A 25550-nucleotide genomic window follows, 5' to 3' on the forward strand; every position below is an offset into this window, starting at 1 on the left:
CGCTGTTCGCAATGAACCGCAGCACTATAAGCTTCCAAAATGTCAGGACCAATCCATGAAAAAAAGTTACTTACTAGTCGGTGTATGCACCGTCGCTGCCGTCGCCGCTTTCATAACCCTTCGGCCCGGTTCAATCGAAGAGACTACGCCGCAGGAGGCACTTGAAGGCGATGCTATGGTCGCAATTCAGATGCCGTCAATTGAGGGCAATGCTGTAATCGGTCAGCGTGTCTTTGATGTCTCCTGCGCTACTTGCCACGGCGTCAACGCGGTCGGAGTAGAAGGCGCAGGACCGCCTCTGATCCACAAGATATACGAGCCCAGCCACCACGCTGACGAAGCCTTTCAGAGGGCGGTTTCACAAGGTGTAAGAAGCCATCATTGGCAGTTTGGTGACATGCCGCCGGTCGAAGGATTGACGCGAGGCGACGTTGCCATGGTGATCGCGTACATTCGTGAAATCCAGCGTGCTAATGGAATAAATTGAGGACAGAACCATGAAGAAGATCATAACGCTCGCAATCATGGCTGCTATTCCCAGCGGGGTACTGGCGCATTCCAAGGCCGAAGAAACGACACCTGCCAACGGGGCTACTGTAACCTCTGTGCCCGCCGAAATTGGCCTCAGCTTCACCAAGGACATCCGGTTGACACGGATTGAGATGGCCCATGAAGAGCAAGCGGCGATACGCTTGGATTTGGGGGACCAAACAAGTTTCCGTCAGGTGTTCACGATCCCATTGCCGGGCAATGGAACCGGCACCTATGTCATCGAGTGGCGTGGTTTAGGTAAAGACGGCCATGCGATGCAGGGCGAATTTTCCTTTTCCGTGGAATGAGCATGCCAGACATTTGGGGAGTTGTCGCAATCCTCGCAAAGCTGGTGCTCTACATCGGCTTTGCTGGGTCCACCGGGCTTGTCGTCGTGAAGTGCCTCTATTCCGAACTAGTCTCGCCGATAAGCCTTGCGATGAAGCGCCAAGCCATGGTCTTGGCGTGGCTTTCCCTCGCAGCAACGGTATTTGGCTTCATGCTCCGAGGAGCCGCCTTAACAGGCGGAGTTGACGGCATGGTCGATCCAGAGATGCTTGGCTTGCTTTGGCAAACATCCGTAAGCGACGTACTTGTTTATCGCCTTGCAGGCGCAGTGTTGATCCTTGTGGGACTGTCTGTTCCTCGCTTTGGCCTATGGATCGCGCTGTTGGGTGGCGCATTGGCCATGTGGTCCTTTGCACAGATCGGACATGTGCCGGAACTGGAGAGTTTTGGTGTCCAACTCTTGCTCCTGTTGCATCTTCTATGTGTAGCCTTTTGGGTGGGTATCTTTAGCCCGCTGCGGGGTATGGCTCTCATGCCTGAACACCTGACAGATGCTGCTGAACTAGGGCACAGGTTCGGACAAGCTGCTGCACTGATTGTGCCAACGCTGGTCGCGGCGGGTCTCTGGATGGCTTGGTTGTTTGTTGGCAATCTCCAAGGGCTCTTGTTCACTAGCTACGGTCAGGCTCTGTTGCTCAAAGTGTTCCTTGTGGCGCTGTTGTTGATCCTCGCCGCTGCCAACAAGCTCCGATTTGTTCCGGCCTTACAAAGCGGAGAGGCTAAAGCAGCGCAACGCCTCGCCCGATCTATCGAGGTTGAGGCAATAGTCGTATTTGCGGTTCTGGCGACAACGGCGACACTCACCAGCGTACTGACGCTTCCGAGTTAAGGTAGGTAGAGATGAACAAACACCTGTATGCACTCGCTATATGCAGTATTGGTACTAGCGTCGCTGCAGATCATGAGTTGTTAGACCGGGACCTCGCGAATGGGCAGAAACTCTACGCAGAGTACTGTGCCTCGTGCCATGGAGTTAATCTGGAAGGCCAACCCGACTGGCAGACACCCGGCGATGACGGAGTGTTACCCGCCCCACCACATGACGTGACAGGGCACACATGGCACCATGATAACCAGCTACTGTTCGAGTATACCAAACTAGGTGGGGCAGACGCATTGGCAGCACGCGGTATTAAAGACTTCAGCAGTGGCATGCCGGGCTTTGAGGGCACCCTGACTAACGACGACATATGGGACGTGCTGGCTTACATACGCTCCACTTGGCCTGACGATGTTCAGCAAATGCAGGCTAGTCGCAACCTTCCTCATCAGTAAAGGGCAGTAGTCTGGTGTCGGTTTGGGTATACACAGTTCAACGTAGCAGGTTGAGTGCTTCTAAGTGTGACACTAAGGTGAGACACTCTGTAAACCAGCACACTACAATAGTGTTTACTATCAGGACATTAGGCGTTCGGCAGCGTTTCCCCCAGGCTCCGCCAAAACCTAACAATACAACCAGTTAGCAAGCAATAGAGCGGCGTGACACACAAGTGTGACGCAAAATGAAGCTGCATGCGTATCTCTCACTGTCCCGACACGGCATCTACTACTTTCGTTGGCCCCTACCCGACGCGGCACCAAAACACCGCACCAGACTAAACACCCCGCGTAGAACCTTCGTGTTTCATTGCGTACTAGATGCCCTAATGAGACTGGTACTCTGGCACGGCGTCTTGCAGTGTGCGGTGACACAATAGCAAGGCACATAGAAGCATCGGGCACGAACCACGGCGAACTCCGCACAAAGGTGCATGAGCACTTCACTTCCTACATTGGCATCCAAACCCGTTGGAATGACCCTGACTTCTTTTTGGAACAATCAGCGCAGATACGCAGATCAGTTGCCGAAAGCGCCTGTTCCTGCTGATCCGCCACGTGGCGAACGCGGATGCGCTTGGGCAAGCGAGCCTGTCTGCTGGGCCGCGCTACACCCATTCCGACTTCACTCAGCGCCGTGTAATTGTCATATCAAAGAAAAATGCAGCATCAAACCGACCATGATTGGAATGCACGGTTTTGCCACTGGTAAATTCCTTCGAAAAACTCTGAGTGACCGAGAATGGTACAACTCGGGTTTTTCCAAACAGGTATCCCACGTTTCCTGAGATCCGCAGTTTTCCGTTGTCAGACAGCGATGCGCGAAACCTTTGCGGACGCGACGCACCGGTTCCAGTATTGTCTTGAGCACTAAAAAGTTGAAACCCGGCGGCCGATTTGCGGTACACCACTCGCAGCATTGTTTTAGGCTTTTCGTTGGCAAGTTCGCCGCCATTGTAACGTGGGTCCGGTCGTCTTTTGAATTCGATGACATAGTCACCATAGAAGGCGTTTTGGGCGTTCTCGTTTGGGGGCGACTTGGGTACGGCCACCAGTATCTGAGGGTCTGCTTGTTGGTCGCTTTGCGCGGATGGTTCTGGTTTTGCTACATTTTTCAGAACGGCGTAGCTTTGTGCTGTGAGGTATCCGGTTCTTTCTACACCATTTTGCCTCTGAAACTCTTTCAGAGCTTCACGGGACCGAGGCCCGAAGATCCCATCCACTGATCCAACTGAAAACCCAAGCGCGTTCAGGCCGCTTTGAATGCTCCGGTAATCGTTTCGGTTCAGATTCAGACTGGCCTCGATGTCCGAATTCGAGCGTGGCAACGGTGCAGGCGCGTCTAGGCGGCTTTCGGTTCCAGGGGGTGAAATCGTCGTTTTCGGCGTGACGAGTGTGGCAATCTTCCGATTTGTGCGTCCGACCACATCCGTAACTTGTTGAGAATATTGCCCCGCGCGGGTGTCTGGATACAGCTGCGCGATCAGCTTCAAAGCGCCCTGCTTCGCGCTTTCGTCTTCCAGCTGCATGGCCTCGCCCAGAACACGTTGCGCCGACCGCTCGCGCTCATCGACAGGGCGAACGGCATTGGCAGCATCTACATTGGCATCGTCACTATTGATTGGTTCTTTGAGTGCTGCTGGGACAAGGAAAATGTCATGACCGGGCAGTGACCCATAGGTGAATGGCTCCTGATACCCATCTGTAAGTTCGTAAACCGTATCCCGCACCTTCCGGAACATTTTCCCAAGCTCCAACCCGGGTACCTCGATATGTTCAAGAAAGGCCTCTGCATACGGGCTGTTGCGACCGTCACCATCCAGCGCCAAAGTCCCGCCTCGCGCTGAATACCCGACAAGAACCCCACTGGGATCGATGCGGCCTAACCCTTGACCGATTGATCGGGTTGCAGTGGTTCGAACCATATCGCTCACGAACGGGTTGTTCCGACACGCATCCACTATGACCAGCTTCAAGCCTTTCGCGGTCGAAACGGCGTTGAGCACCGTATCCAGACGGATTGCCTCGAATTCTACGTCCTTGTCACTCCTGAGTTCGGCATTGGTCGGTATCAGGTAGTTTGTGTTGTCGATTTCGATCCCGTGACCTGCAAAATAGACTAATACCATATCCGCATCGACTACATCCTCAGAGAAGTCTCTTAAGGTCAGGCGCATTTCGCGGTAGTCGAGGTTTTGTTTTGCTGTGACATGAAAGCCGATCCTCTTGAGGGCGGCAGAAATATCCTGGGCGTCATTGGCTGAGTTTGGGATGTTTGACACATGCTCATATCGTGCATTTCCAATTACCAAAGCCACACGTTTTGCATGAGGCGTTTCCGCAAGTGCTGCGTTCAGTCCGAACATCAAAACGAAGCTCAGATATATCCACGATCCAAAGAAGCATTGGTGCAATTGGCGCGTTAACATGGCAAAATCGTCCACTGAAACCGGACCTAATATAGCATAAATGGAGTTTATGGGCGACGTTGTTGTCAAACCAACTGCTTCACTTGGGCCTTGTGTGACGTCAGCACCCACCGGACAGATTTAGGGGTTTGAGCAACGGAGGATTTCTGGTTCTCCGCAATATCACCCGCGCGATCGCGGCTTACTAACGCACGCTTGTCACGCCCGATACGCCCTATGATCGCTTTGTGAATGGCGAGGATGCGGCGCTGTTACAAGCAGATTTGCGCGGCCTCGTGCTTTTCGACAAGATCGGCTGCCGAAACTGCCATATCGATGCCGCGCTCTCCACAGCGGGCACTGAAAAGCCACTTGGGACTTACCGAATATTCCCGGTGTTTTGGGACGGCAATCCCAATCTGGAAAAATACGATCTGCTTCTTGAGGAGCGTCCCGTCCGGTTTCGCGTGCCCTGCCTGCGCAATGTCGCGTTGACCGCGCCCTATTTCCACAATGGCTCGGTAAGCGATCTGGAAGAGGCGATCAGAGTTATGGCCGTTTCTCAGTTGGGACGCACCCTGACCGATGATCCTTTGGCAGACATCCACATTGTGGCCGCGAGCGCTGAAGACACAGTTCCAGGGCGGAACACGGACATGCTCATCAATCGCGCAGTGAGCCGACAAGAGGTGTCTGATATTGGCGAATTCCTGCGGTCACTCACGGTGGCCACGCTTCCCGATTAGGTTTTTGCAAAAAGAAGACCCGTAAAGGGGCATTGGATCGATCAATCGACTTTGCCGGTTTCGATTTTGTTGGGGATCGCGATGCCCACCGCTCAGGTTAAACGACATGTGGGCTACATTCTTGGAGTACGCTCCGAGACGATATTCTCGATCGCATCGGCAAGGTGGACGTCGGCAATCGCAAGATCACCACGTTCAACGCGCAGCCTGTGCGCTTCGGCCAGAACGTCACCATGAGTTGCACCTTCAGGCGGCTCAAAGCGGTAACTCGCAAGCTCGATCCTCAAACCCAACGGATCGTGGAAATAGATCGAGTTCATGAAGCCCCGGTCTTTGATTGGCGTGTGCTTGATACCCCTCTCGTCAAGCCGTTCCTCGACCTGCATGAGAACCGAGCGTGACACCGCGAAGGCCAGATGATGAACCGCGCCAACCTGATCCCTGAGCAAACTGCCGGACAGTTTTCGATCTTCATTGGTGAACACCGTGATCGTCTGGCCGTTACCAGCGGCAAAGTACAAGTGACCCTGTGAATGATCGTCCAGGTTTGGTTGATCGAAGATAAGCGAAAACCCGAGAAGACCCTCCCAGAAGTCTATTGACGTTTGCCGGTCTGCACCAGTCAGGGTGATGTGGTGAATGCCCTGTGCCTGCAATTTGCGCATGTTGAGTTTCCTCCCGTTTGATGAGTTCTCACCTCGCCCGGCTAGTTGAAGGTGAGAAGAAAACAAGCGCCTTGATTGCTTGGTACAACACTGAGTTGCCCACCAATTGCTTCCATGGTCGCTTTGACAATATTCAGGCCCATACCTGTGCCACCGGCCTCTCTTTTTGTCGTAAAGAAGGGCTGCAAAATCTTGTCCTTGTTCCCTTCACTGATACCGGCGCCATTATCCGCAATTTTTAGACTGATGACACCGTCGTTCTGATAGGCTGTCAGCACGGCATTCTGCGCGCCGTGTTGCTGAGCGTTCTCGAGCATATGTGTCAGTATGATGTGCAGGGTGGGTGCCGCGACGGGCAAGGGCAAGTTATCGTTTTCAGCCTTGATGGCAAGCGCCGGGAACGTCTGAACGACCTGATCAGTGATGTCGTTCAGACAGCATGTACCGTTGATGGCACTCTGATCGGCCAGGCTGAAGGCGCGCATGTTGGCCAGCAGATCCTCCATCCGCTTTCCGCCCTTTTCTACAGTGTCCAGCAGGCGGTGTTTCTGCGCAGGTGGCAAATCGTCGTCGCGCAGCAGCTCTGCCGCGCCTTTCAGGGCGGTGAGGGGTGACTTCAGCTCGTGGGTGACATGGGCGGTGTACGTTTTCAATCCGTCCTGCTTGTCCTGCAAGCGTTCCGTCAGCGATTGAAAACTGTGGCTCAGATCCGCGATTTCCCGCGTGCCAAGCTGGTCTGGTGGTTCCCATGCCTGACCACCGTGGCCCGCCATCTGGCTGCGCTGGATCAACAGGTGGATCGGCCGGGTGATGAACCGCCAGAATACGTACCCGATAAGCGCCGTGGACAAAGCGACAAATGCCGCGGCCTTGGCAAGGTTGAAACGTTCGCCGTACAGAAAGCGGAAAATATGGTTCGGGGTGCGGCTCAGGTAAACCGCCCCGATCAAGGTCTGATCCACGTATACCGGCATCGCCACGAAAACGCGCACGCGGGCACCGCGGCTGAGGGTATAAAGCGCAGGCGTTGCATCCTCGCGCACGCGGGTGCGCGCGACCGAGACAGTATTACCCGAAAGGGCCTCGCGAACTTCGTCAACATAGCCAAGCTTCTGCCCGATTTCCGCGGTTCCGGCAAACACGTTCCCATCGATGTCCAGCATCCGGTAACCCGCAAGGGTTTGCGCCTGGGCGGCGTTGGCGATGCGGCTTAGCGGGGCGGCGATGACCTGATAAACCGAACCGGGTCGGACGGTTGCGGGCCGCGCGTCCGGGCGCGGTGGCAGAACCGTTTCGCGATTGACCGACAGTGATGGGAACACCGCGTGCTCGGTTGAGATTGCACTCGGGCGGGGCGGCTTGATCCCGGCTGCATCTGCATAAAGCTCGGCATACGCCGCTGACATAACCGCAGCCTGTGTCAGCAGGCTTTCTTCGGTCTGTTGCACCAGTTGACTATCATAAAAGCGGAATAGGACCAGCCCGGCAAAGGGCAAGCACAGGACAATGCCAAGCACCAGCAGAACGATGGTCCACAATCTGGGGCGCCATTTGCGGTTCAGCCGGGCGTGCATGCACCCATCCTGAGGCCGACACCGTGAATGGTCACGATCCCCTCGGCACAGCCCGCCTGGGCAAGTTTGGCACGGACATTGCGTATATGGCTGTCAATGGTGCGGTCCGAGACGTGGATGTTATAGCCGTAAAGCGCATCGATCAGCTGCGCCCTGGACAGAACGCGGTCGGGACGGGCCATCAGAGTTGCCAGCAGCCGAAATTCCGATCCGGTCAGCGTCACAGGGGTTGAAGCGAACCTGCACAGGTGCCGCTCTGCATCCAGGTGCAGGCTGCCTTGCGACAACACCGGGTCGGGCTGGGCAGGTGTCGGCGCGCTGCGTTTCAGGATGGCCTTGATCCGGGCCACCAATTCGCGTGGGGAAAAGGGTTTCGTCAGATAATCATCGGCGCCCAGCTCCAGCCCGACGATACGGTCGACCTCGTCATCGCGGGCGGTCAGGAACAGGATCGGCACGTCCGAGGATTTGCGGATGTCCCTGCATACTTCCAGACCATCCTTTTCGGGCAGCCCGATATCCAACACGATCAAATCGGGGCTTTCCTGACGGTTTGTGTCAAGCGCGGTCAGGCCGTCACTGGCCAGAAGTGGCGCATATCCTGCCTTTTCAATCGCGAACCTTGTCACCTCAAGGATATCCGGATCATCGTCGACAACAAGAATGCGTGCAGGCATCAAATGGGGTCCTTCAACTCTGCTGCCGATAATAGGCTTGGATTCGCCATCTCCGAAAGCCCCATTCGCGCCAGTTGGTGATTGCATCCTTTTTCAGATCATATCGCATCCACGCGTCACAGACCTGCTGTCCGGTTCTGGTTTCATGATCGCGGATGGCTGGGTAAGCATCAGCGCCAAGGCTGCATATGTAACCAGTGTCCTGTTGCATCAGAGCGCTGCCGTGGCTCAGATTGTAGCTGGCAATGACTGATGCGAAATTCACAAAGTTGCAGGTATACAAGACCACCAGAAGCGCTGCAAAACAACGCCGCAGAAGCCAGATTGTACCAAAGCCGCGATGGATTTGCACCACGGTCAGCAGCAAACCGGAGAGAACCAGCGCCATCCAGATAAAGGCGGCCACCCGCAAATAGGTAAGCGCATAGGCGTCGACGTAATGATGCAGCCGGATAGCAGCTGTCAGCACCAGGAACATGTTCTGCGCCAACCACATGTAGATCAGAATGCGCAACGTCCGGTCCGCACCGATCATGCTGTGAGTGACCAGAGTGAATACGCCCGCCAAAAGGGCCGTCACCACCAGCGGATAAGCGCCCCGGTGGGCATAAGCGGCATAGCTCATCCCCTGAGGCAGGGATACACCGCCGGTCAGGATACCGAGGTCCATCACGGTTTGCACAAGGAACATCAGGTTGAACAGCAACAGCGAATTGCGCACCGAGATTGGATTGATCAGAAATGCGGCCCGGCTTGGGCCCGTCTTCGGCATGGCGGCGGGGCGGGCAATGCCACCCAGCGACGGATCGCTGAGGTTAAGGAACGGCCACAGCAGCGAGGCCAATACACTCCAGAACAGAAGCCGCAGCCAGAAGTACCCCTCGAACAGAAGACTTGGGTCCAGCTCGGCCAGAAGGTCTTCCAGCACTGGATTGGCGGCGGCCAGCAAAGCAAGGAAGACCGCGCCCAATAGCAACGGCAAGGCCAGCGAGGCTGCGTGGCGGCGGCTGTCGGACCCAAGATCGGCGGCCACAGCGGTGCGGCATGTGTCGCGCAGCAAAAGCGTCGCGCCGATGGAAGGCAGTCGCAGGGCGGTTCGCAGCAGCAGACGTTCGTTTACGGTCTGACCGAATAGCGCCCAGGTCGCCAGACTGACCAAACCAGCGAGGCTGAACAGCATAGATAGAAGCTGTAAATCGATGGCCACCGGTAGGTTGGTGATCAAGGCAAATGCGGCGGCTATGCGCCACTCCTTTGCAGTCGCACGCCGGGGTTTCATCGCCATGATCGCGGCGGACAAGACCAGCGCGAAGACTGAGACAGAAATGCCTAGCGGCTGTTCCCAAAACAACCAATCAGCAAGCGCAACCAGCGATGCAAGAAGCGGGATTGCATGGCGCATTTTCAGCGTGGACATCAGAGAACCACCCTGCTGTCGTCTGTTGCCTCCCCATCGGGGGGCTTTGTCCATCTTTCCCAGCCACCACGCGTCCAGCACGATGCTGTCCGGTACGCCGCGAATTGTCAGTTCCTGCCTCATGTCCTGTCTCCTGCTTGCAGGTTTGTGTTCCCGGCAGATTGCCTGTGGCGCTTGCATCTTTGGCGCGACGTATCCGCAGCCTTCATGGGGCTTTCGTGCAGAAAATGTGCAGAGGCGCTGAAAGCGCTTTACCAACCACGATTTTCGAGCTGCAACTCGCGCTGCGCAGTAAAAGCGACACGTCCAGACATTGAACTGCAAGCAAAAGCGCAGTGTGATACAGTTGAACCTTCCCCTGAGAAGCAGTTCGCCGTTATGGCTGAGGAAACGGAGGATCGAACATGGCCAACCCTCTCTATGATGATCTGTTTGGCATTCACGCCGGCAAAGATACGGCTTTCCTGCACCTGACAGACGGGACGACCATCACCTATCGAAACTTTCTGAGCACAGCTGCCCGGATCGCCCATGTGGCCACGCAACTGGGTCTAAAACCCGGGGACCGCGTTGCGGCTCAGGTCGATAAATCGCCTGAGGCGCTGGCGCTTTACGCGGCATGCGCGCAGGCCGGTTTGGTTTTCCTGCCGCTGAACACCGCCTATACCGTGGACGAACTGACGTATTTCATCGAAAACAGCGGCGCGTCACTTGTTGTCTGCGATGGCCGAAGCAAAGACCAACTGACCCCGATTGCCGCGCGTTTTGGGGGCAGGGTGGAAACGCTGAATGCGGATGGCTCGGGCTCGCTGATGGATCTGGCGGTTGCAATGCCAGACAGCTTTGCGACCGTGGATCGGGACGGTGAGGATCTGGCGGCGTTTCTTTATACGTCGGGCACCACCGGACGTTCAAAGGGCGCGATGCTGACCCAGAACAACCTGTTGTCCAATGCGCGGACACTGGTCAAAGAGTGGCGGTTTACGTCCGAAGACGTTCTGTTGCACGCGCTGCCTATCTTTCACACACATGGTCTGTTTGTGGCCACCAATATCATTCTGGCGGTTGGCGGAAGCATGATCTGGCTGCCAAAATTCGACCCTGATCAGATCATTGACAGGATGCCCGGAGCCACGTCGATGATGGGCGTGCCAACCTTCTACACGCGCCTGCTGGCAGACGCGCGTTTTATCTGGGGGCTGACCGAACATATGCGCCTGTTCGTATCGGGCTCAGCCCCTCTGCTGGCGGATACCCATGCACAATTCCAAGAGCGTACCGGTCATCGTATCCTAGAACGCTATGGCATGACCGAAACCAATATGAACACCTCGAACCCTTATGACGGCGAACGTCGCGCGGGCACGGTCGGGTTTCCCTTGCCGGGGGTGGAACTAAAGATATGCGATGCAGACGGCAGCCCTTTGCCGCAGGGTGAAATCGGCGAGATCGAAGTGCGTGGTCCGAACGTGTTCAAGGGATATTGGCAGATGCCGGAAAAGACGTCTGCCGAGCTGCGCGAAAACGGGTTCTTCATTACCGGTGATCTGGGACGGGTCGACGAAGATGGGTATGTCCATATTGTCGGGCGCAACAAGGACCTGATCATCTCGGGTGGCTACAATATCTACCCCAAGGAAATTGAGCTGGTTCTGGACAGCCAGCCCGGTGTTCTGGAGAGCGCAGTGATCGGCGTGCCGCATCCCGACTTCGGCGAAACCGTGCTGGGCCTGATTGTTGCCGAACCCGGGCAATCTCCGGATCTCGACGCGTTGATGGATACAGTGCGCGACAGCCTGGCGCGGTTCAAACATCCCCGCACGCTTATTCAACTGGATGAATTGCCCCGCAATACAATGGGAAAAGTCCAAAAGAACATCTTGCGCGACCAGTTCAGGGACATGTTCAAAACCGGGTCACAAGGCACATAATGGCAGAGCCTAGATAAGCGTCGGAAACTTGATATAGTCCTCAAAACCAATGGGGATAGAAGAATATGAACAATCGTTTGCGCAAGATCACCATCGTAGGTGGCGGCACGGCAGGCTGGATGACCGCGTTGATCCTGGACATGGTGTTTTCACGCACTTCATCAACAGCGGACCGGCCACATATCTGCCTGATCGAAAGCCCTAATATTTCGACCGTGGGTGTGGGTGAGGCTACGGTGCCACGCATGCCGGTCACGCTCCGTCAGGCGGGCATTTCCGAACGGGATTTTTTCCGCGAGACGAACGCGTCCTTCAAGCTGGGCGTGAAGTTCTGCAACTGGAACAAGGACCCCAAAGGAAAACGCATCGATTACGTGAACCCCTTTGCCCATGGCCAGATGCTGGAAGGGTTGGACGCCGCCGAGTATTTCCTGCGCTTTGGCAACGGAGAACGGGACTTTACACAGTCCATCTCGCCCCACGATCATCTGGGCCGTCTGTGCAAAGGCGCGCGGCAGCTAGGTCAGCCCGAGTTTGAACAGCGTTTTGGCTATGCCTATCATCTGGATGCCGTGAAGTTTGCGGGCATGCTCACCACGGTCTGCACCAAGCGCGGCGTCGAGCATATCCAGGACGAGGTACAGAAAGTCGAGCTGGATGAACAGGGCAACGTCAGCCATCTGATGCTGGAGCGCGCGGGCCGTCATGACATCGAAATGGTCATCGATTGCACCGGGTTCCGCGGTTTGATCATCAATCAGGCGCTGGGCGAGCCGTTCTTGGATTATTCGGACTACCTGCCCAATGATCGCGCCATGGCGTTGCAGGTCGAACACCGCAATCCCAACAAGATCGAAAGCCTCACGCGGTCGACCGCGCTGGGCGCGGGATGGACGTGGCGGGTGCCGCTCTACAATCGCGTCGGTACGGGCTATGTGTTCTCCTCGGCGCATCGAACGGATGATCAGGCGGCAGACGAATATCTTGAATGGCTGGGTGACAGCGGTAAGGGTTTGACGCCGCGGATCATCCCGATGCGCGTCGGGCGCGTGCGCAATGCCTGGGTCAAGAATTGTGTGGCAATCGGTCTGTCCGGCGGGTTTATCGAGCCGTTGGAAAGTACCGCGATCCACATGATTGACCACGCAGTACGCTGGTTTGCAGAACACTTGCCGACGCGCGACGTCGCCCCGTCGCTGCGGGCAAGATACAACCGGCAGATGGATAAGCTTTATAACGAGGTTCTGGAATTCATCTGCCTGCATTACCGATTGGGTAACCGAAAGGATGACCCGTATTGGATCGACGCGCGAACAGAGATGAAGATACCGGATCGGCTGGCCGAGAATCTGGAATTGTGGCAGCACCGTCTGCCGATGGATCACGATGTGGAATTTGCCACGCTGTTTGATCATCGCGTGTACCAGACGGTTCTGTTGGGCAAACAGGTCTATGATACGGGTTACGGTACCGGCATCCGAGATCGTTTGCGGCCGTTGAAGAAAGTGATCTGGTTCCAGGGCATGCAGCGTGCGAAAGAGGATCTTGCGCAGATCGTCAAAGTGATGCCGGATCATAAAACGCTGCTGCGCGATATCCGGGGGGAGCTGGAAAAACCGGTCTTTGGAATGGCGAACGTGGCGAAACCGACGGTTGCGATGCCGGGCACGAAACCCGCACCTGTTACGATCCAGAACATGCCGAACTTTGCTGAAATCCAAAGCGGCGCGAAGGATTTGCAACTGTTCTAGGGGTTCTCTGCCCGTACGAAGGAAATTTGATAAACTGAAGGGCGAGGCATTCAGCCCCGGCCTTCAGGGCGGTTTAACGCCAGCTCATACCCCGGTCAGACAAGTGCCTTTGCACCCGACCCGGATAATCAGAAACAATGGCATCCACACGCAGGTCGATCATCTTGGCAATGTCTACAGGGTCATTGACCGTCCAAACCGCAACGCAAAGGCCCAAATCCTTGGCCAGTTCGACGTTTTCGGCAGTTACATCTGCATAATACGGGCACCACAGTGAGCCGCCCGCTTGCTTGACCAATAGCGGAATATCGCCTTTGCGGCCTCGAAAATCCGGGCAGACTGCTTTTGAAGAATCCTCCCCTACATCCTCGGCGTTTTCGGGAAGTTGGGTCAGATAAGAAGATGGCATATCAGGCGCTTGCCGCTGACATTCTTCCAACAGATTCCAGTCGAAACTGTGCAGAACGGCGCGCGACGACAGGGCCCTGGAACGGACCTCTTGCAGGACAAGACGGACAAACTTCTCTCTGTAGCGCGCGTCATGGGCCAAATCGGGGTCCGACTTCAGCTCGAGCATCAGACAGGCATCGCTATGTTGGGGGTCACTCACCAGATCCAGCAGGTCAAGCAGCCTTGGAACGCGAACGCCATCCATTTGTGCCTGATCAGGAAAACGCCGACCATAGGCAGTATTCCCATCCAATCGCCCGATATCGAACTTCTGAATCTGCTCGAACGTCAGGGTTGAAACCTTCGGCTCTTCCCCGGTCAGAAACTGGCCGTCAACATCGCGAAAACTGGGGGCGTGCAGCCGGTGATTATGGGTTATGACAGGGATGTCGTCAGCCGTGAGGACAACATCAAACTCCAGAAGCGGCACGCCAATGGAGAGCGGAAAGTCGAAGCCAATCATGCTGTTTTCAGGCAACACACCTCGCGCACCCCGGTGGCCTACGATGCGGATCAGGTTGTCGCCCCCCCGGAAAGCCTCGACCTGAGGGAATGCCATCAGCCTTCCAGCCTTTCACCGGTAGATCGGTCAAACAGATGCAAATGGTTTGAGGACACAGAAAACCGCATGTTCGGATGTCGGCCTTCAATCGGATGCACACCCGGAAGGCTGATCGTGATCGGATCGCCCGAGCCGGACAGTTGACCGTGCAACAGCGTGTTTGCCCCCAATGGCTCTGCCATCTGAATCATGGCCTCAATCGGGCCATTGTCATCCAGCAATAGATGCTCGGGTCGTACCCCCAGTTTAAAGGCAGTATCAGGGCCCGGCGACGAACCAACCGCGACCTCACCAATCATGGCGGTTCCGTTCTCGCGTCGGGCTTCAAAGACATTCATCGCGGGGCTGCCGATGAACTGCGCCGCAAACAGGGTTCTTGGTGTTTCGTATACCTCTAGCGGTGTGCCAACCTGTTCGGCGATACCGCCGTTCATGACGATCATCCTGTCGGCCATTGTCATGGCTTCAACCTGATCGTGTGTTACATAAAGCGACGTGATCCCCAGTTTCTCCTGGAGCTCACGAATCTCAAGCCGCATCTGCACGCGAAGCTTGGCGTCCAGGTTCGAAAGAGGCTCGTCAAACAGGAAGACCGCAGGTTCACGGACAATCGCGCGACCCATAGCCACCCTCTGACGTTGGCCGCCTGACAATTGTCTGGGTTTGCGGTCCAGCAATGGTTCAAGCTGCAATAGCCTGGCCGCCTCGGTCACTTTTTGATCGATCTGGGCTTTGGGCAACCCTGCAATCTTCAGGCCATAGCCCATGTTCTGCCGGACCGACATATGCGGGTAGAGCGCATAGTTCTGGAACACCATGGCAATGTCGCGATCCATCGGCTCTTTTTCGTTGGCCCGTTCCTCACCAATCCGGATTTCACCCGAGGTCACGGTCTCAAGCCCTGCCACCATCCGCAGCAGCGTGGATTTCCCACAACCCGAAGGGCCGACGATGACAATGAACTCGCCATCTTCGATTTGGATGTCGATGCCATGTATGACATCTGTCGGGCCAAAGCTCTTTTTGACATTCTCCAGAGTTACTGTTGCCATTTCTTATTTCTCGCTATCGACAAGGCCGCGGACAAAAAGCTTTTGCATTGACACCACCACGATGACTGGCGGGATCATTGCCAGAATGGAGGTCGCCATGATGACCGGCCAATCTGCCACATCATCGCCAGACGGGAACATCTGCTTGATGCCCATCACAATGGTGTTCATTTCAGGGTCGGTGGTGATAAGCAGCGGCCACAGATACTGGTTCCACCCATAGATAAACAGGATGACGAACAGTGCCGCAATGTTTGTCCGGCTCATCGGAACGACGATGTCGATGAAAAACCGCATTGGCCGGGCACCATCCACACGCGCAGCTTCGGCCAGCTCGTCCGGAATTGTCAGAAAGAACTGACGGAACAGGAAGGTCGCCGTGGCCGAGGCGATCAGGGGAAAGATCAGCCCGTAGTAGCTATTGAGCATTCCGAACCCGGCCACGACCTCAAATGTCGGTACGATCCGCACTTCGACCGGCAGCATAAGGGTCAGAAAGATCAGCCAAAAGAACGTTGTTCGACCGGGAAAACGAAAATAGACGATTGCAAATGCCGACAGCAGTGAAATGACGATCTTGCCCACTGCAATCCCGATGGCCATCACAAGGCTGTTGAACAGCATCGTTGCGACGGGGACATTCACGCCGGAAAACAGGGCTGCCTTGTAGTTCTCCCAGAACTGATCACCCGGCAAAAGCGGCATGGGTGGTGATACAACTTCCGGCTGGGTAACGGTTGAGGCGACAAACGCCAGCCAGATCGGAAAGAAGATGACCAGAACGCCAAGGATCATCAGGGCATGCGTCAGCCAGATACCCGCTCCGCGCTTTTCGACCATTCCGTGCTGCTGGGCTGCCATCAGTAATGCACCCTCTTTTCCACGTATTTGAACTGAATGACGGTCAGCAGGCCGACGACAATCAGCAAAATGACCGATTGCGCCGAAGACGAGCCCAGATCCTGACCGACGAACCCGTCTGAAAAGACCTTGTAGACCAGTATGGTCGTGGCCTGCTGCGGCCCGCCGCCGGTGATTGTGTGGATTACGCCAAAAGTTTCAAAGAACGCGTAAACCACATTCACAACAAGCAGGAAGAACGCTGTAGGTGACAGCAACGGCAGGACAATCGTGAAAAACCTGCGCCAGAATCGTGCGCCATCGATCGCGGCGGCCTCGATGACCGACCTCGGAACCGACTGGAGTGCAGCGAAGAAGAACAAAAAGTTATAACTGATGCGCCCCCAGGCCGAAGCGACAACCACAAGCCCCATCGCCTCGGTACCATTCAAGACGTGGTTCCAGTCATAGCCCAGCTGTCCAAGATACCACGACACGACACCGACGCGCGTGTTGAACATGAACAGCCAGAGCACACCCGCAACCGCCGGTGCGACTGCATAAGGCCAAATCAACAGAGTCCGATAAGCTCCGGATCCTTTGATCAGCCGATCTGCAATGACTGCCAGAAACAGGGCCGGGATCATGGAGCAGAGAGTAACAAGCGTCGAAAACACCGCCGTGGTTACAAAGGATGCGCGATAAAACTTGTCGCTCAGCAGAAATTCAAAATTGCCCAGACCGACGAACTTGGACGACAACCCGAACGGATCTGGGATGAACAGCGACTGCCATACAGCTTGCGCAGCGGGATAGAAGAAGAATACGGCAGAAATGACGACCTGCGGGGCGATCAGCGCCAATGGCAACAGCCAGCCGCGGAATGTGACGCGTTTTTCCATCCTGATGACCCGCCGGGAAAAGTGGATGCGGGCTCTGCCGAGCCCGCACCGGATTTCAGAGGTTTATTGATTTGCCGATTCGAACCTGCGCAGAAGCGCGTCACCGCGTTCTTTTGCGCTGTCCATGGCTTCCTGGGCGGTTTTCTCACCGGACCAGATGGCCTCAAGCTCCTCATCGATGATACCGCGGATTTGATCGAACGATCCCAGACGCAGACCTTTCGAATTTGCTGTCGGCTCTTTCGCGGTCATCTGGATCACAGCGATATCGGTGCCCGGGTTTTCATCATAGAAACCGGCCGCACGGGTCGCTTCACCGGCTTCCGCGGTAATCGGAAGATACCCAGTATTCTGGTGCCATGCCGCCTGAACGTCAGACGAAGACAAGAAGCTTAAGAACTCGCCAACGCCTTTATATTCTTCCGGATCATGACCTTCCATCACCCAAAGGGAAGCACCGCCGATGATGGTATTCTGCGGCTCGTTTGTGACCGCTTCCCAATACGGCAGCGGGCGCACATCAAAGTCGAACTCGGCCTCGGCTTTTATCCCGGCATACCCGGCCGAGCTTTCGGTGAACAAGGCACACTCACCGGCCCGGAAGTTTGCGCCGCCTTCATTTCTGCGACCGGTATAGATGAATTCCCCATCCTTTGCCCAGTCGCCCATGGCGCTCAGGTGCGCGACCTGTACCGGGCCGTTCAGCATCAGTTCTGTATCCAGACCGGCAAAACCATTGTCCTGCGATGCAAACGGAACGTTGTGATAGGCAGACAGGTTTTCCAGGTGGATCCAGCTTTGCCATGCCGTCACCAGCGGGCAGTCCTCGCCTCCGGCTTTGAGTTGCTCCAGCACATCGCCAACTTTTTCCCAAGTTGACAGGTCAGTGTCAGGATCAACGCCCGCCGCCTGCATGGCATCGCGGTTGACCCACAAGACCGGCGTGGAAGAGTTGAACGGCAGCGACAACATATCTCCGTCGGTGGTGGTGTAATAACCTTTCACCGCACCGATATAGGCATCGGGATCAAAAGACGCGCCACTTTCGGCCATGACTTTGTAGACCGGCTTGATCGCGCCTTTTGCCGACATCATCGTTGCGGTACCAACTTCGAAAACCATCAGGATATGTGGCTGTTCGCCTGCGCGGAAAGCGGCAATACCAGCGTTCAGGGTTTCCGAATAGTTGCCCTTGTGGCTTTCGACCACGACAAACTCATCCTGACTGGCGTTGAACTCTTCAACCTGCGCTTTGACAAGTTCGCCAAGGCGGCCGGTGAAGGCATGCCAGAATTGAACTTCGGTTTGTGCCATTGCCGCCAAGGGGGACAAGGCAGTTGTAACGGCAAGAGCGCCAAGCAAATTCTTTTTCATGATTCCTCCCATACATCAGGTTCGATGCTTCGTTGAGTACCGACTTCAACGCGTATTCGACACACATGACGATTTCACGACGTTACCGCTAAAGAAATATAATTCAAGACCTATTTTTTGGCAAAAATCATAATACGGTGTTATACACATTGAATGTACAAGCAGCACCGGGTCTGGAATGAGACAAACTTTGAGAATTCGGCAACTGGAAGCGCTCATGGCGGTGACCACCAATGGTTCGGTCACAGCAGCTGCCGCCGATTTGGGGATAAGCCAACCAGCTGTTAGCAGGTTGCTTTCGGATCTTGAAAAATCGTTTGGATTTCAACTTTTTGATCGCCGCAAAGGGCGATTGGTGCCAACCCAGGAAGTTCGCTATCTGCAACCCAGCGTGGACCGTGTTCTGGAATTGATGAAGCAGATATCAGACGCCAGTCAGAATATCACACAGCGAAAAGCCGGGCATATCCGCGTCGCCTGCCTTCCCGGTTTTGCCACCAGCCATCTGCCGGATGTTGTGGCAAGTTTTCTGAAAGACCGGCCAGGTGTTACTATGACGATCGAACCGGACAGGCCGGAACGGATTTTGGAATGGATGGTCGGCGAACAATATGACTTTGGAATCACCGATGGCTTTAACGGTCATCCTGGAGTCGAAAGCAGAAATGTCGATGTGCGCACGGTTTGCGTGTTCCCGAAAAATCACGCACTTGAGAACCTCTCGGAGGTGACGCCTTCCGATCTTGCAGATGAGAGCATCATACATACGCGGCGCGATAGCGACTTTTTCGGACGGCTTTCGAAGGCATTTCAGCAGGCCAATGTTACACTCAACTCGCATATCGAAGTCCGGCAATTCACGGCGGCATGTGAATTGGCGATAAAAGGCGTCGGTGTTTCAATTGTCAGCGAGCTGGACGCTGTCCATTACACAGACCGGGGGCTAAGCTACAGGCCATTCAAGCCGTTTTTACCGCATACGCTTTCGCTGGTACGCCCGGTTTTGAAGCAGCCGTCTTTGATAACACTGGAGTTCATCGAGCATTTCAGCGAAAGCCTGAATGCGTTCAGAACACTTGCCTGAGGCTGCGGTCAACGGGGCGAAGGATATCTGCCCGGGTTTCCAGCCAACAGTCTCCAAATAACAGCAGGAGCAAAGAGGTCGATAGCGCCCAAAGTCGTCGTTATTGTGAGGCTCCGCGTATTTGTTCAATGGCTCGGGCGGCAAATCTTCCCGACAAAGACTCGTCTGCGTTTGCTTCCAATGCAGGTAAAGCGGGGGATGCTTTCCCTCCGATTTCACCCAAGGCGATGGCCGCTTCTTTTCTGACAAAAACCGAAGGGCTACCCAACAGCTTGATCAGTTCCGGAACGGCTGGAGCTGCGTCGGCACCAAAGAGCGCCAAAGACTGAGCCGCGTCACGTTGTTCCTTGGCATCTCCGCGCATCAGATCAGCTTTGAGACTTGCAACTGTCGTACTCGGCGGAAGCGCGGCCAATCGAAGGCCTTTTTTCAAACGGTTGTTCAAATATTGATGCTCACCGATCCATCGCACGATAAAGAAATAATCGCGTACCGCTTCGCTCAGAACTTTCTCGTTTTCTCCATCCTGCCATTGTTCGATCATTGCGCGCGCGTTGCTTCGGTCACCATTCAAGGCCAGAACCGACGCTGCAAATGGCATCAACTCAACTGCCTGCGGGTTTCGGTCCAACTCAGACATTATAACGGCCCCTGCACCAGTCAGATCATTCATTGCAAACAGTGCAGCCCCCTGAAATAACGCGTAGTGGCTGGGATATTCCGGATCTAGGCGCATTGCGGCCTGCACAAATGCCAGCCCTTCCTCTGGCTCGCCGCCCGCGATCAAGGCCCATCCCATTGTCACATGCGCTTCGGGGTCGCTTGGTTGCAGGGCAATGGCCTTCGCGGCTTCTTGCCTCGCTTCTTCTGTTCCCCGACTTACGCTCTCGGCGCCTTCCCAATCCGGAAGGTTGAGAGCGACTATTGCCCTGATAACATGGATAAGCGAGGTGTCCTGATGCGTCAGTTCACGGTAGTATTTATAGAACAGCCCGATATGCATCTGTTCGTCAGCATTCGCAAAGCCTGACCAGTGGTGGAAGATGTGTGGTCGCAAGTGTGCCAGAGCTAACGTCGCCCAGGCGCGCGCATAATTCGGGTCCAACTCGACCGCGCGCTCAAAATGCGGAATTGCGGCCAGATTGTCCTGTTCATTGAAGCGTGAATATAGCTCCCATCCACGCTGGAACGCTTCGCGCGCCTCGATCTTTCCAGTTTCTATGTTTTCGATGGCAATCCGGCTTTGCATGTCGAGCGGAACATCCAACTCGTGCGCAATCGCCAGTACAATGTTGTTTTGCAGGTCGAAGATCTCATCGATTTCACCGTCGAAACGCTCCGCCCAGATCAATCTGCCGTTCAAAGTGTCCGTCAGGCGGATGTTGACCCGAAAACCTTCTCCGCTGCGTCTAAGGCTTCCATCAACGACATAGCGAACGCCCAGTTTCTCGGCAAAGCCTGCCACATCAATGTCGCGGTCCTGAAATGCGAAGGATGTGTTTCCGGCGATGACAAATAACCCTGATATGCGGGATAAGTCCGTTATCAGATCCTCGGAAACGCCATCTATCAACATCTTGTTGGACGCGTCGCTGGTGAAGTTCGTCAACGGAAGCACGGCGATCGAAGGCAGGTCTGGAAGTGGGTAAGCCATCTGTGCCTCAGAGGCGCGCAGCCGACCCTTTTCCCATGTCTTTGTCCCGACATACCCGGTCGCACCCAACACGATCAGGATTGCAGCCAGCTTCATTAGACGCGGTGCTTTCTTCGTTTTGTGCTTTACCGCCGGGGTCAACGCATCTGTTTCGACGCGGAACGCCTCAATGGGGTCCGCAATATTCTTGACGGATTGCGGGCCAATTGGCGTAAAGGCGAAGGGCACCTTGTTGCGCGCGTATCCGACAATCGCCTGCGATGCGATAATCCCCCCAGGTTCTGCCAGCGCCTCAAGCCGTGCGGCCACGTTGACACCATCACCCAGGATGTCGTCTGCGTTTGAGATGACATCGCCGACATTCAAACCGATCCGAAGAACGATTGCGCGGTCGGGTTCCGCATCTGAGTTTCTTTTCGTCAGTTCAGCCTGTATCGCGACGGCCGCGCGAACCGCATCGACCGCGCTGGGGAATTCGATCAGAAAACTGTCACCCGCTGTGTTCGCAATGCGCCCTGAATACCCGGCGATCAAGGGCTCGATGACTTCAGCGCGGATCCGGCGCAGCTTGTCGATGGTGCCTTCTTCATCCAAGCCAACCAATCTTGAATAGCCTGCGATATCGGCGGCTAAGATGGCTGCTAATCGACGATTTGGCCAGCTTTCCATAGTTTCGCAGCCTACCATTTGGACATTTTTCTGGGAACCGGTTTTCAAGGTACCGGTTTTGCTCCGGTTATTAAAAACCCCCGACCTGTTATCTGGATGGAAATGGAAGCCCGGGCCGCTGGGATTTCAGACAAAAGCGGCCTGGGCAATTTTGTCGGTTCTGGTCGTTGTCGGATTTGCATGGCGTCGCGCGTCCTTGCACTATGCGACCAACGCAAGGAGGCGAGAATGATTTACGCAATCACAATTTATGGGGAACCGGGCGTGTTCGAGGCATTGCCGAAAGATCGCCAGGACGAAGTGATGTCAGGCCATCGCGCCCTGCAAGCAGTATTGTCGGAACGCGGAGAGTTCGTGTCGATAAAACTGATGCCGCCAACGTCAGCGGTAATGGTCGAACCGGCCACGTCTGAGCGCGCTGCCCCCCTGATCACCGATGGCCCGTTTTCCGAGACCAAGGAAAACTTCCTTGGGTTTTACGCCGCTGACTTCAAAGACCTTGAGGAAGCGTTGGAACATGCAAAACTGATCTCTTCACCGGTCGCTCGGCTGGAAGTTCGGCCTGTGGCCTGGGCCGGGGGTGCCATATCGTCGGAATAGATCATGTCAGATTGGCTCGAGGCCACATTTGCTGAACAGCGCCCGCGCGCCATTGCTGCCCTGACGCGGGTTTTTCGGGATTTGGACACCGCAGAGGAGGCCTTTGCCGACGCCTGCCTGAAAGCCTTGGCAGTTTGGCCCCAGGACGGGGCGCCTCGTGATCCATTGGCATGGCTTCTGGCCACGGCCCGGAATGCGGGTCTGGACGAATTACGCAAATCCCGGCGGCGCACGGCAATCTTGTCGCGCCACGCAGAGGAGTTTCAACCGATGCCGGCGGACACACCCGACCCAGACGAGATGCGGGACGATGTCCTGCGCTTGCTGTTCATCTGCTGTCATCCGGAACTGGATCGGCGGGATCAGATCGCCATTGCTTTGCGGGTGGTCGTGGGGCTGAGTGTCGATGAGATCGCCAGCGGATTTCTGGTCAAATCCAAAACCATGGAGCAGCGCATTACCCGCGCCAAAAAGAAGATCGCAAATAACCCGGTCGCCTTTGAAACGCCAAGCCCGGCAGAGAGGCAAGCCCGGTTGGGCGAAGTCTCGACAATGGTTTATCTGATGTTCAGCGAAGGGTGGTCGACCTCGGCCGGGCCACAGCAAATCAAGCTCACGCTGTGTAAAGAAGCCATCCGGCTTGCCCGCCTTCTTGTCGCATTGTTCCCTGCAATGGGCGAGCAGGCCGCATTGCTGGCGCTATTGTTGTTTCAACACGCCCGGCGCCGGGCCCGGATTGACGTGGAAGGCAAGCTTGTCGCACTCGACGATCAGAACCGCGATCTTTGGGATCGCTCGAATATCGCTGAGGCTACATCGCTGTTGCAAAAAGCCCAGCGGACTGGCCACCGCGGGGTATATATCATCCAGGCTGCAATCGCAGCGGCACATGCCTGTTCCGCCTCATCGAAAGAAACCAACTGGGCGTTGATCGAAAGTCACTATGCTGCCCTTTACGCATTACAACCGACACCGGTGATCCGGCTCAACCAGATTGCCGCAAAGGCCAAGCTATACGGCCCACACTATGCATTGAAAGCAATGAATCCGCTGTCACAGGAGTTGTCCAACTATCGTTGGTTTCACGCGATGCGAGGTGGCCTTTTGCAAGAAGCGGGGGATCATAACGACGCCATTTCCGCCTTTGAAACCGTGTTGGCGCTTTCCCCCACCGCGTTGGAATGTGACGTGATCAAAGAAAAAATCAAAATCAGTCAAAAAGAATTGGAGGGCCTGTAGGAACACACACTCCTCATACGTCCTTGGGTCAGACCCGCATGTGGCGGGCGTAACCAACGGAGGTACCCATGAGTATACTTGAGATGACGGCTGTCGGAAATTCAGGATGGATCGGGCATTCCGGGCCGGATCAGAGCAAAGCCAAGTCCTTTTACCAGGATGTGCTGGGCTGGACGATCAGCGATATGCCGATGCAGGATGGGTCCAGTTATTCAGCTGCAGTTGTGGGCGAGACCGCTATCGGAGGCTTTTCACCAATGCCAGAGGCGCGTGGAAGCTGGACGGTCTTCTTCACAGTGGCCGATGTGGATGCGAGTGTTGCAAAGGCCGAAGCCAAAGGCGCCAAAGTTCTTCAACCCGCGATGGATATGCCGGGTGTCGGGCGCATGGCCACGCTGAACGACCCCCAAGGTGCCCGCTTTGCATTGATCACGTATGAAAGCATGAGACCCTGAGAACTGTCTGAAAGGAGGGCGCAGATGGAACAAAATTCGCACATTGTGCAGGTTGTTGCAGCGTTATTAGACTGGGTAACCGTTCCACTGGCGATTGCTGTTGGCCTGCGTCGATTCAGGACGGTTGCCCATCCGCTATGGGATGGGGGCGACAGGTTCGTGCGCGTAATGCGGTCACATGGAAACTTCGTCGATTATATTCCGTTCACGCCATCAATCCACCGGCAGCTTGAGGCATCCAGCTGATGCCGGTGGATGAATCCCTCAACGCACGCATTCGTGACGCTTTGGCCGCGCATGTGGGCATTTCAGAAAAGCGTATGATGGGTGGCAATTGCTTTTTCTTGAACGGCAACATGCTGTGCGGGGCGCGGCGGCATAACGACGGGCTGGGCCGTTTCATGTTCCGGGTGGGCAAGGACAACGAAAGCATTGCGCTGGCGGACCCTGCGGCTCAAGAAGTGATTCACGGTGCACGCAAGCTGGGTGGTTTTATCCGCGTGGATGAGAGTGATTGCGATGACGCCGCTTTGCGGCGCTGGTTACACCTTTGTCTCGAACACGCCGCGGCCCTTCCCGCGAAAGACTGAACGGAGAAAGCAATGGCTCAGTTTGAAAGTTTCTCACCCGAAGCGCTTGGTTTTCTCAGGGATTTGCGGGCCAATAACACGAAGGAATGGTTTGCAGCCAACAAATCAACTTACGAGACCCATTTGAAGCAGGCAGGCACGCAGTTCGCGAATGACATGGCGGATGCCTTGCGTGATCTGACCGGCCAGACCCATAGCAGCAAGATTTTTCGTATTCATCGGGATGTCCGATTTTCCAAGGACAAAACACCTTACAACGCACACCTGCATATTGCGTTTATTCCAGACGGGAGTGCGGATCAGCCGCCGATGTGGTTCTTCGGTCTCTCACCCGATGATCTGGCGCTTGGCTGCGGGGTGTTTCAGTACGAAAAGGAAGCGTTGGATGCCTTCCGAACAGAGATGGCAGGCCCCAATGGGGCAGAGGTGATACAGCTTGCCGCTGAGATGCGAAAGCGTGGTTTCCGGGTCGGGGATCCTGAATTGAAACGTGTTCCCTCCGGTTTCGACAAAGATCATCCAAATGAAGAGGCATTGCGCCGCAAAGGCTTTACCGTCTGGACAGATTTGAGCAATCCTGCCTTAGCTATCGAACCAAACCTCATTGAACGAACGAAAGGTGTTTTTGGGCAACTCTTGCCGGTTTTCCAATTGCTTTCTCGGATCGAGTAACCCCTGCCTGGTTTACGGGGGGGCGGAGGTTTGACAGGCCTC

Annotated in this window: 25 protein-coding genes; 14 read left to right on the top strand and 11 right to left on the bottom strand. The window is 55.5% G+C overall.

The window, feature by feature from the left end; all coding sequences use genetic code 11:
• The first annotated feature begins 55 nt into the window (after nucleotides 1–55).
• Genes ACR0BF_RS02130 through ACR0BF_RS02145 form a run of 4 tightly spaced genes read left to right on the top strand, consistent with a single transcriptional unit; the run spans nucleotide 56 to nucleotide 2154 of the window.
• Entirely contained in the window at nucleotides 56–487 is a 432-nt protein-coding gene (locus ACR0BF_RS02130; protein ID WP_480473968.1) for a c-type cytochrome, read from the top strand.
• 10 nt (nucleotides 488–497) lie between these two features.
• Nucleotides 498–839, top strand: coding sequence for a copper resistance CopC family protein (locus ACR0BF_RS02135; protein WP_480494746.1), 342 nt, complete (start codon nucleotides 498–500; stop codon nucleotides 837–839).
• Between the two features lie 2 nt (nucleotides 840–841).
• Nucleotides 842–1708, top strand: a complete 867-nt coding sequence (locus tag ACR0BF_RS02140) for a copper resistance D family protein (RefSeq protein WP_480554778.1) — start codon at nucleotides 842–844, stop codon at nucleotides 1706–1708.
• Between the two features lie 11 nt (nucleotides 1709–1719).
• Nucleotides 1720–2154 (top strand): c-type cytochrome, encoded by a 435-nt coding sequence (locus ACR0BF_RS02145; RefSeq protein ID WP_480554780.1) that lies wholly within the window; start codon nucleotides 1720–1722, stop codon nucleotides 2152–2154.
• A 671-nt stretch (nucleotides 2155–2825) separates the two neighbouring features.
• On the opposite strand, the gene ACR0BF_RS02150 is transcribed toward ACR0BF_RS02145, so the two are convergent.
• Nucleotides 2826–4562, bottom strand: coding sequence for a caspase family protein (locus tag ACR0BF_RS02150; RefSeq protein WP_480624173.1), 1737 nt, complete (start codon nucleotides 4560–4562; stop codon nucleotides 2826–2828).
• Between the two features lie 290 nt (nucleotides 4563–4852).
• On the opposite strand from ACR0BF_RS02150, the gene ACR0BF_RS02155 reads away from it, so the two are divergent.
• Complete coding sequence (locus ACR0BF_RS02155) at nucleotides 4853–5350, top strand: hypothetical protein (protein WP_480624174.1); 498 nt, start codon at nucleotides 4853–4855, stop codon at nucleotides 5348–5350.
• Nucleotides 5351–5463: 113 nt separating this feature from the next.
• Here the strand turns inward: ACR0BF_RS02155 and ACR0BF_RS02160 are convergent, their stop codons facing one another.
• The 4 genes from ACR0BF_RS02160 to ACR0BF_RS02175 are packed head-to-tail and all read right to left on the bottom strand — an operon-like array spanning nucleotide 5464 to nucleotide 9806.
• Nucleotides 5464–6015 (bottom strand): VOC family protein, encoded by a 552-nt coding sequence (locus ACR0BF_RS02160; RefSeq protein ID WP_480624175.1) that lies wholly within the window; start codon nucleotides 6013–6015, stop codon nucleotides 5464–5466.
• Between the two features lie 41 nt (nucleotides 6016–6056).
• Nucleotides 6057–7589 carry a sensor histidine kinase gene (locus ACR0BF_RS02165; RefSeq protein WP_480624176.1) on the bottom strand — a complete coding sequence of 511 codons (1533 nt, stop codon included), beginning with the start codon at nucleotides 7587–7589 and terminating at the stop codon, nucleotides 6057–6059.
• A complete protein-coding gene (locus ACR0BF_RS02170) occupies nucleotides 7574–8266 on the bottom strand; it encodes a response regulator (RefSeq protein WP_480487262.1) in 693 nt (230 codons plus the stop codon). Before ACR0BF_RS02170 ends, ACR0BF_RS02165 begins: the two co-directional genes overlap by 16 nt.
• Before the next feature lie 13 nt (nucleotides 8267–8279).
• Complete coding sequence (locus ACR0BF_RS02175; RefSeq protein WP_480624177.1) at nucleotides 8280–9806, bottom strand: DUF4153 domain-containing protein; 1527 nt, start codon at nucleotides 9804–9806, stop codon at nucleotides 8280–8282.
• Between the two features lie 281 nt (nucleotides 9807–10087).
• On the opposite strand from ACR0BF_RS02175, the gene ACR0BF_RS02180 reads away from it, so the two are divergent.
• Nucleotides 10088–11614 (top strand): malonate--CoA ligase, encoded by a 1527-nt coding sequence (locus ACR0BF_RS02180; protein ID WP_480624178.1) that lies wholly within the window; start codon nucleotides 10088–10090, stop codon nucleotides 11612–11614.
• A 65-nt stretch (nucleotides 11615–11679) separates the two neighbouring features.
• Nucleotides 11680–13365, top strand: coding sequence for a tryptophan halogenase family protein (locus ACR0BF_RS02185; protein ID WP_480473978.1), 1686 nt, complete (start codon nucleotides 11680–11682; stop codon nucleotides 13363–13365).
• Between the two features lie 73 nt (nucleotides 13366–13438).
• Here the strand turns inward: ACR0BF_RS02185 and ACR0BF_RS02190 are convergent, their stop codons facing one another.
• From ACR0BF_RS02190 to ugpB, 5 genes are all read right to left on the bottom strand, one after another.
• Nucleotides 13439–14374, bottom strand: coding sequence for a glycerophosphodiester phosphodiesterase family protein (locus ACR0BF_RS02190; RefSeq protein WP_480624179.1), 936 nt, complete (start codon nucleotides 14372–14374; stop codon nucleotides 13439–13441).
• A complete protein-coding gene (ugpC, locus tag ACR0BF_RS02195) occupies nucleotides 14374–15429 on the bottom strand; it encodes a sn-glycerol-3-phosphate ABC transporter ATP-binding protein UgpC (RefSeq protein ID WP_480624180.1) in 1056 nt (351 codons plus the stop codon). The genes ACR0BF_RS02190 and ugpC overlap by 1 nt, the downstream gene beginning before the upstream one ends.
• Before the next feature lie 3 nt (nucleotides 15430–15432).
• Entirely contained in the window at nucleotides 15433–16269 is an 837-nt protein-coding gene (ugpE, locus tag ACR0BF_RS02200) for a sn-glycerol-3-phosphate ABC transporter permease UgpE (protein WP_267365578.1), read from the bottom strand.
• 20 nt (nucleotides 16270–16289) lie between these two features.
• Nucleotides 16290–17171 carry a sn-glycerol-3-phosphate ABC transporter permease UgpA gene (ugpA, locus tag ACR0BF_RS02205; RefSeq protein WP_209505975.1) on the bottom strand — a complete coding sequence of 294 codons (882 nt, stop codon included), beginning with the start codon at nucleotides 17169–17171 and terminating at the stop codon, nucleotides 16290–16292.
• A gap of 63 nt (nucleotides 17172–17234) precedes the next feature.
• Complete coding sequence (ugpB, locus tag ACR0BF_RS02210; protein WP_480605817.1) at nucleotides 17235–18545, bottom strand: sn-glycerol-3-phosphate ABC transporter substrate-binding protein UgpB; 1311 nt, start codon at nucleotides 18543–18545, stop codon at nucleotides 17235–17237.
• A gap of 178 nt (nucleotides 18546–18723) precedes the next feature.
• Between ugpB and ACR0BF_RS02215 the strand changes: the two genes are divergently transcribed.
• Nucleotides 18724–19629, top strand: coding sequence for a LysR substrate-binding domain-containing protein (locus tag ACR0BF_RS02215; RefSeq protein WP_480473983.1), 906 nt, complete (start codon nucleotides 18724–18726; stop codon nucleotides 19627–19629).
• 100 nt (nucleotides 19630–19729) lie between these two features.
• Here the strand turns inward: ACR0BF_RS02215 and ACR0BF_RS02220 are convergent, their stop codons facing one another.
• Nucleotides 19730–21952 (bottom strand): HEAT repeat domain-containing protein, encoded by a 2223-nt coding sequence (locus ACR0BF_RS02220; RefSeq protein WP_480624181.1) that lies wholly within the window; start codon nucleotides 21950–21952, stop codon nucleotides 19730–19732.
• 228 nt (nucleotides 21953–22180) lie between these two features.
• Between ACR0BF_RS02220 and ACR0BF_RS02225 the strand changes: the two genes are divergently transcribed.
• From ACR0BF_RS02225 to ACR0BF_RS02250, 6 genes are all read left to right on the top strand, one after another.
• Nucleotides 22181–22552, top strand: a complete 372-nt coding sequence (locus tag ACR0BF_RS02225) for a YciI family protein (protein WP_480519345.1) — start codon at nucleotides 22181–22183, stop codon at nucleotides 22550–22552.
• 3 nt (nucleotides 22553–22555) lie between these two features.
• Nucleotides 22556–23791 (top strand): RNA polymerase sigma factor, encoded by a 1236-nt coding sequence (locus tag ACR0BF_RS02230; protein ID WP_480554794.1) that lies wholly within the window; start codon nucleotides 22556–22558, stop codon nucleotides 23789–23791.
• Nucleotides 23792–23859: 68 nt separating this feature from the next.
• Complete coding sequence (locus ACR0BF_RS02235) at nucleotides 23860–24246, top strand: VOC family protein (protein WP_480624182.1); 387 nt, start codon at nucleotides 23860–23862, stop codon at nucleotides 24244–24246.
• A gap of 24 nt (nucleotides 24247–24270) precedes the next feature.
• Nucleotides 24271–24492, top strand: a complete 222-nt coding sequence (locus tag ACR0BF_RS02240; RefSeq protein ID WP_480624183.1) for an MAPEG family protein — start codon at nucleotides 24271–24273, stop codon at nucleotides 24490–24492.
• Nucleotides 24493–24497: 5 nt separating this feature from the next.
• Complete coding sequence (locus ACR0BF_RS02245) at nucleotides 24498–24836, top strand: TfoX/Sxy family protein (protein ID WP_480624184.1); 339 nt, start codon at nucleotides 24498–24500, stop codon at nucleotides 24834–24836.
• A gap of 12 nt (nucleotides 24837–24848) precedes the next feature.
• The gene (locus ACR0BF_RS02250; RefSeq protein WP_480554799.1) at nucleotides 24849–25508 is read left to right on the top strand and encodes a DUF2461 domain-containing protein; all 660 of its coding nucleotides are present in this window, start codon (nucleotides 24849–24851) and stop codon (nucleotides 25506–25508) included.
• The last annotated feature ends 42 nt before the right edge of the window (nucleotides 25509–25550 follow it).

This window comes from Ruegeria sp. AG7, from assembly GCF_056541545.1.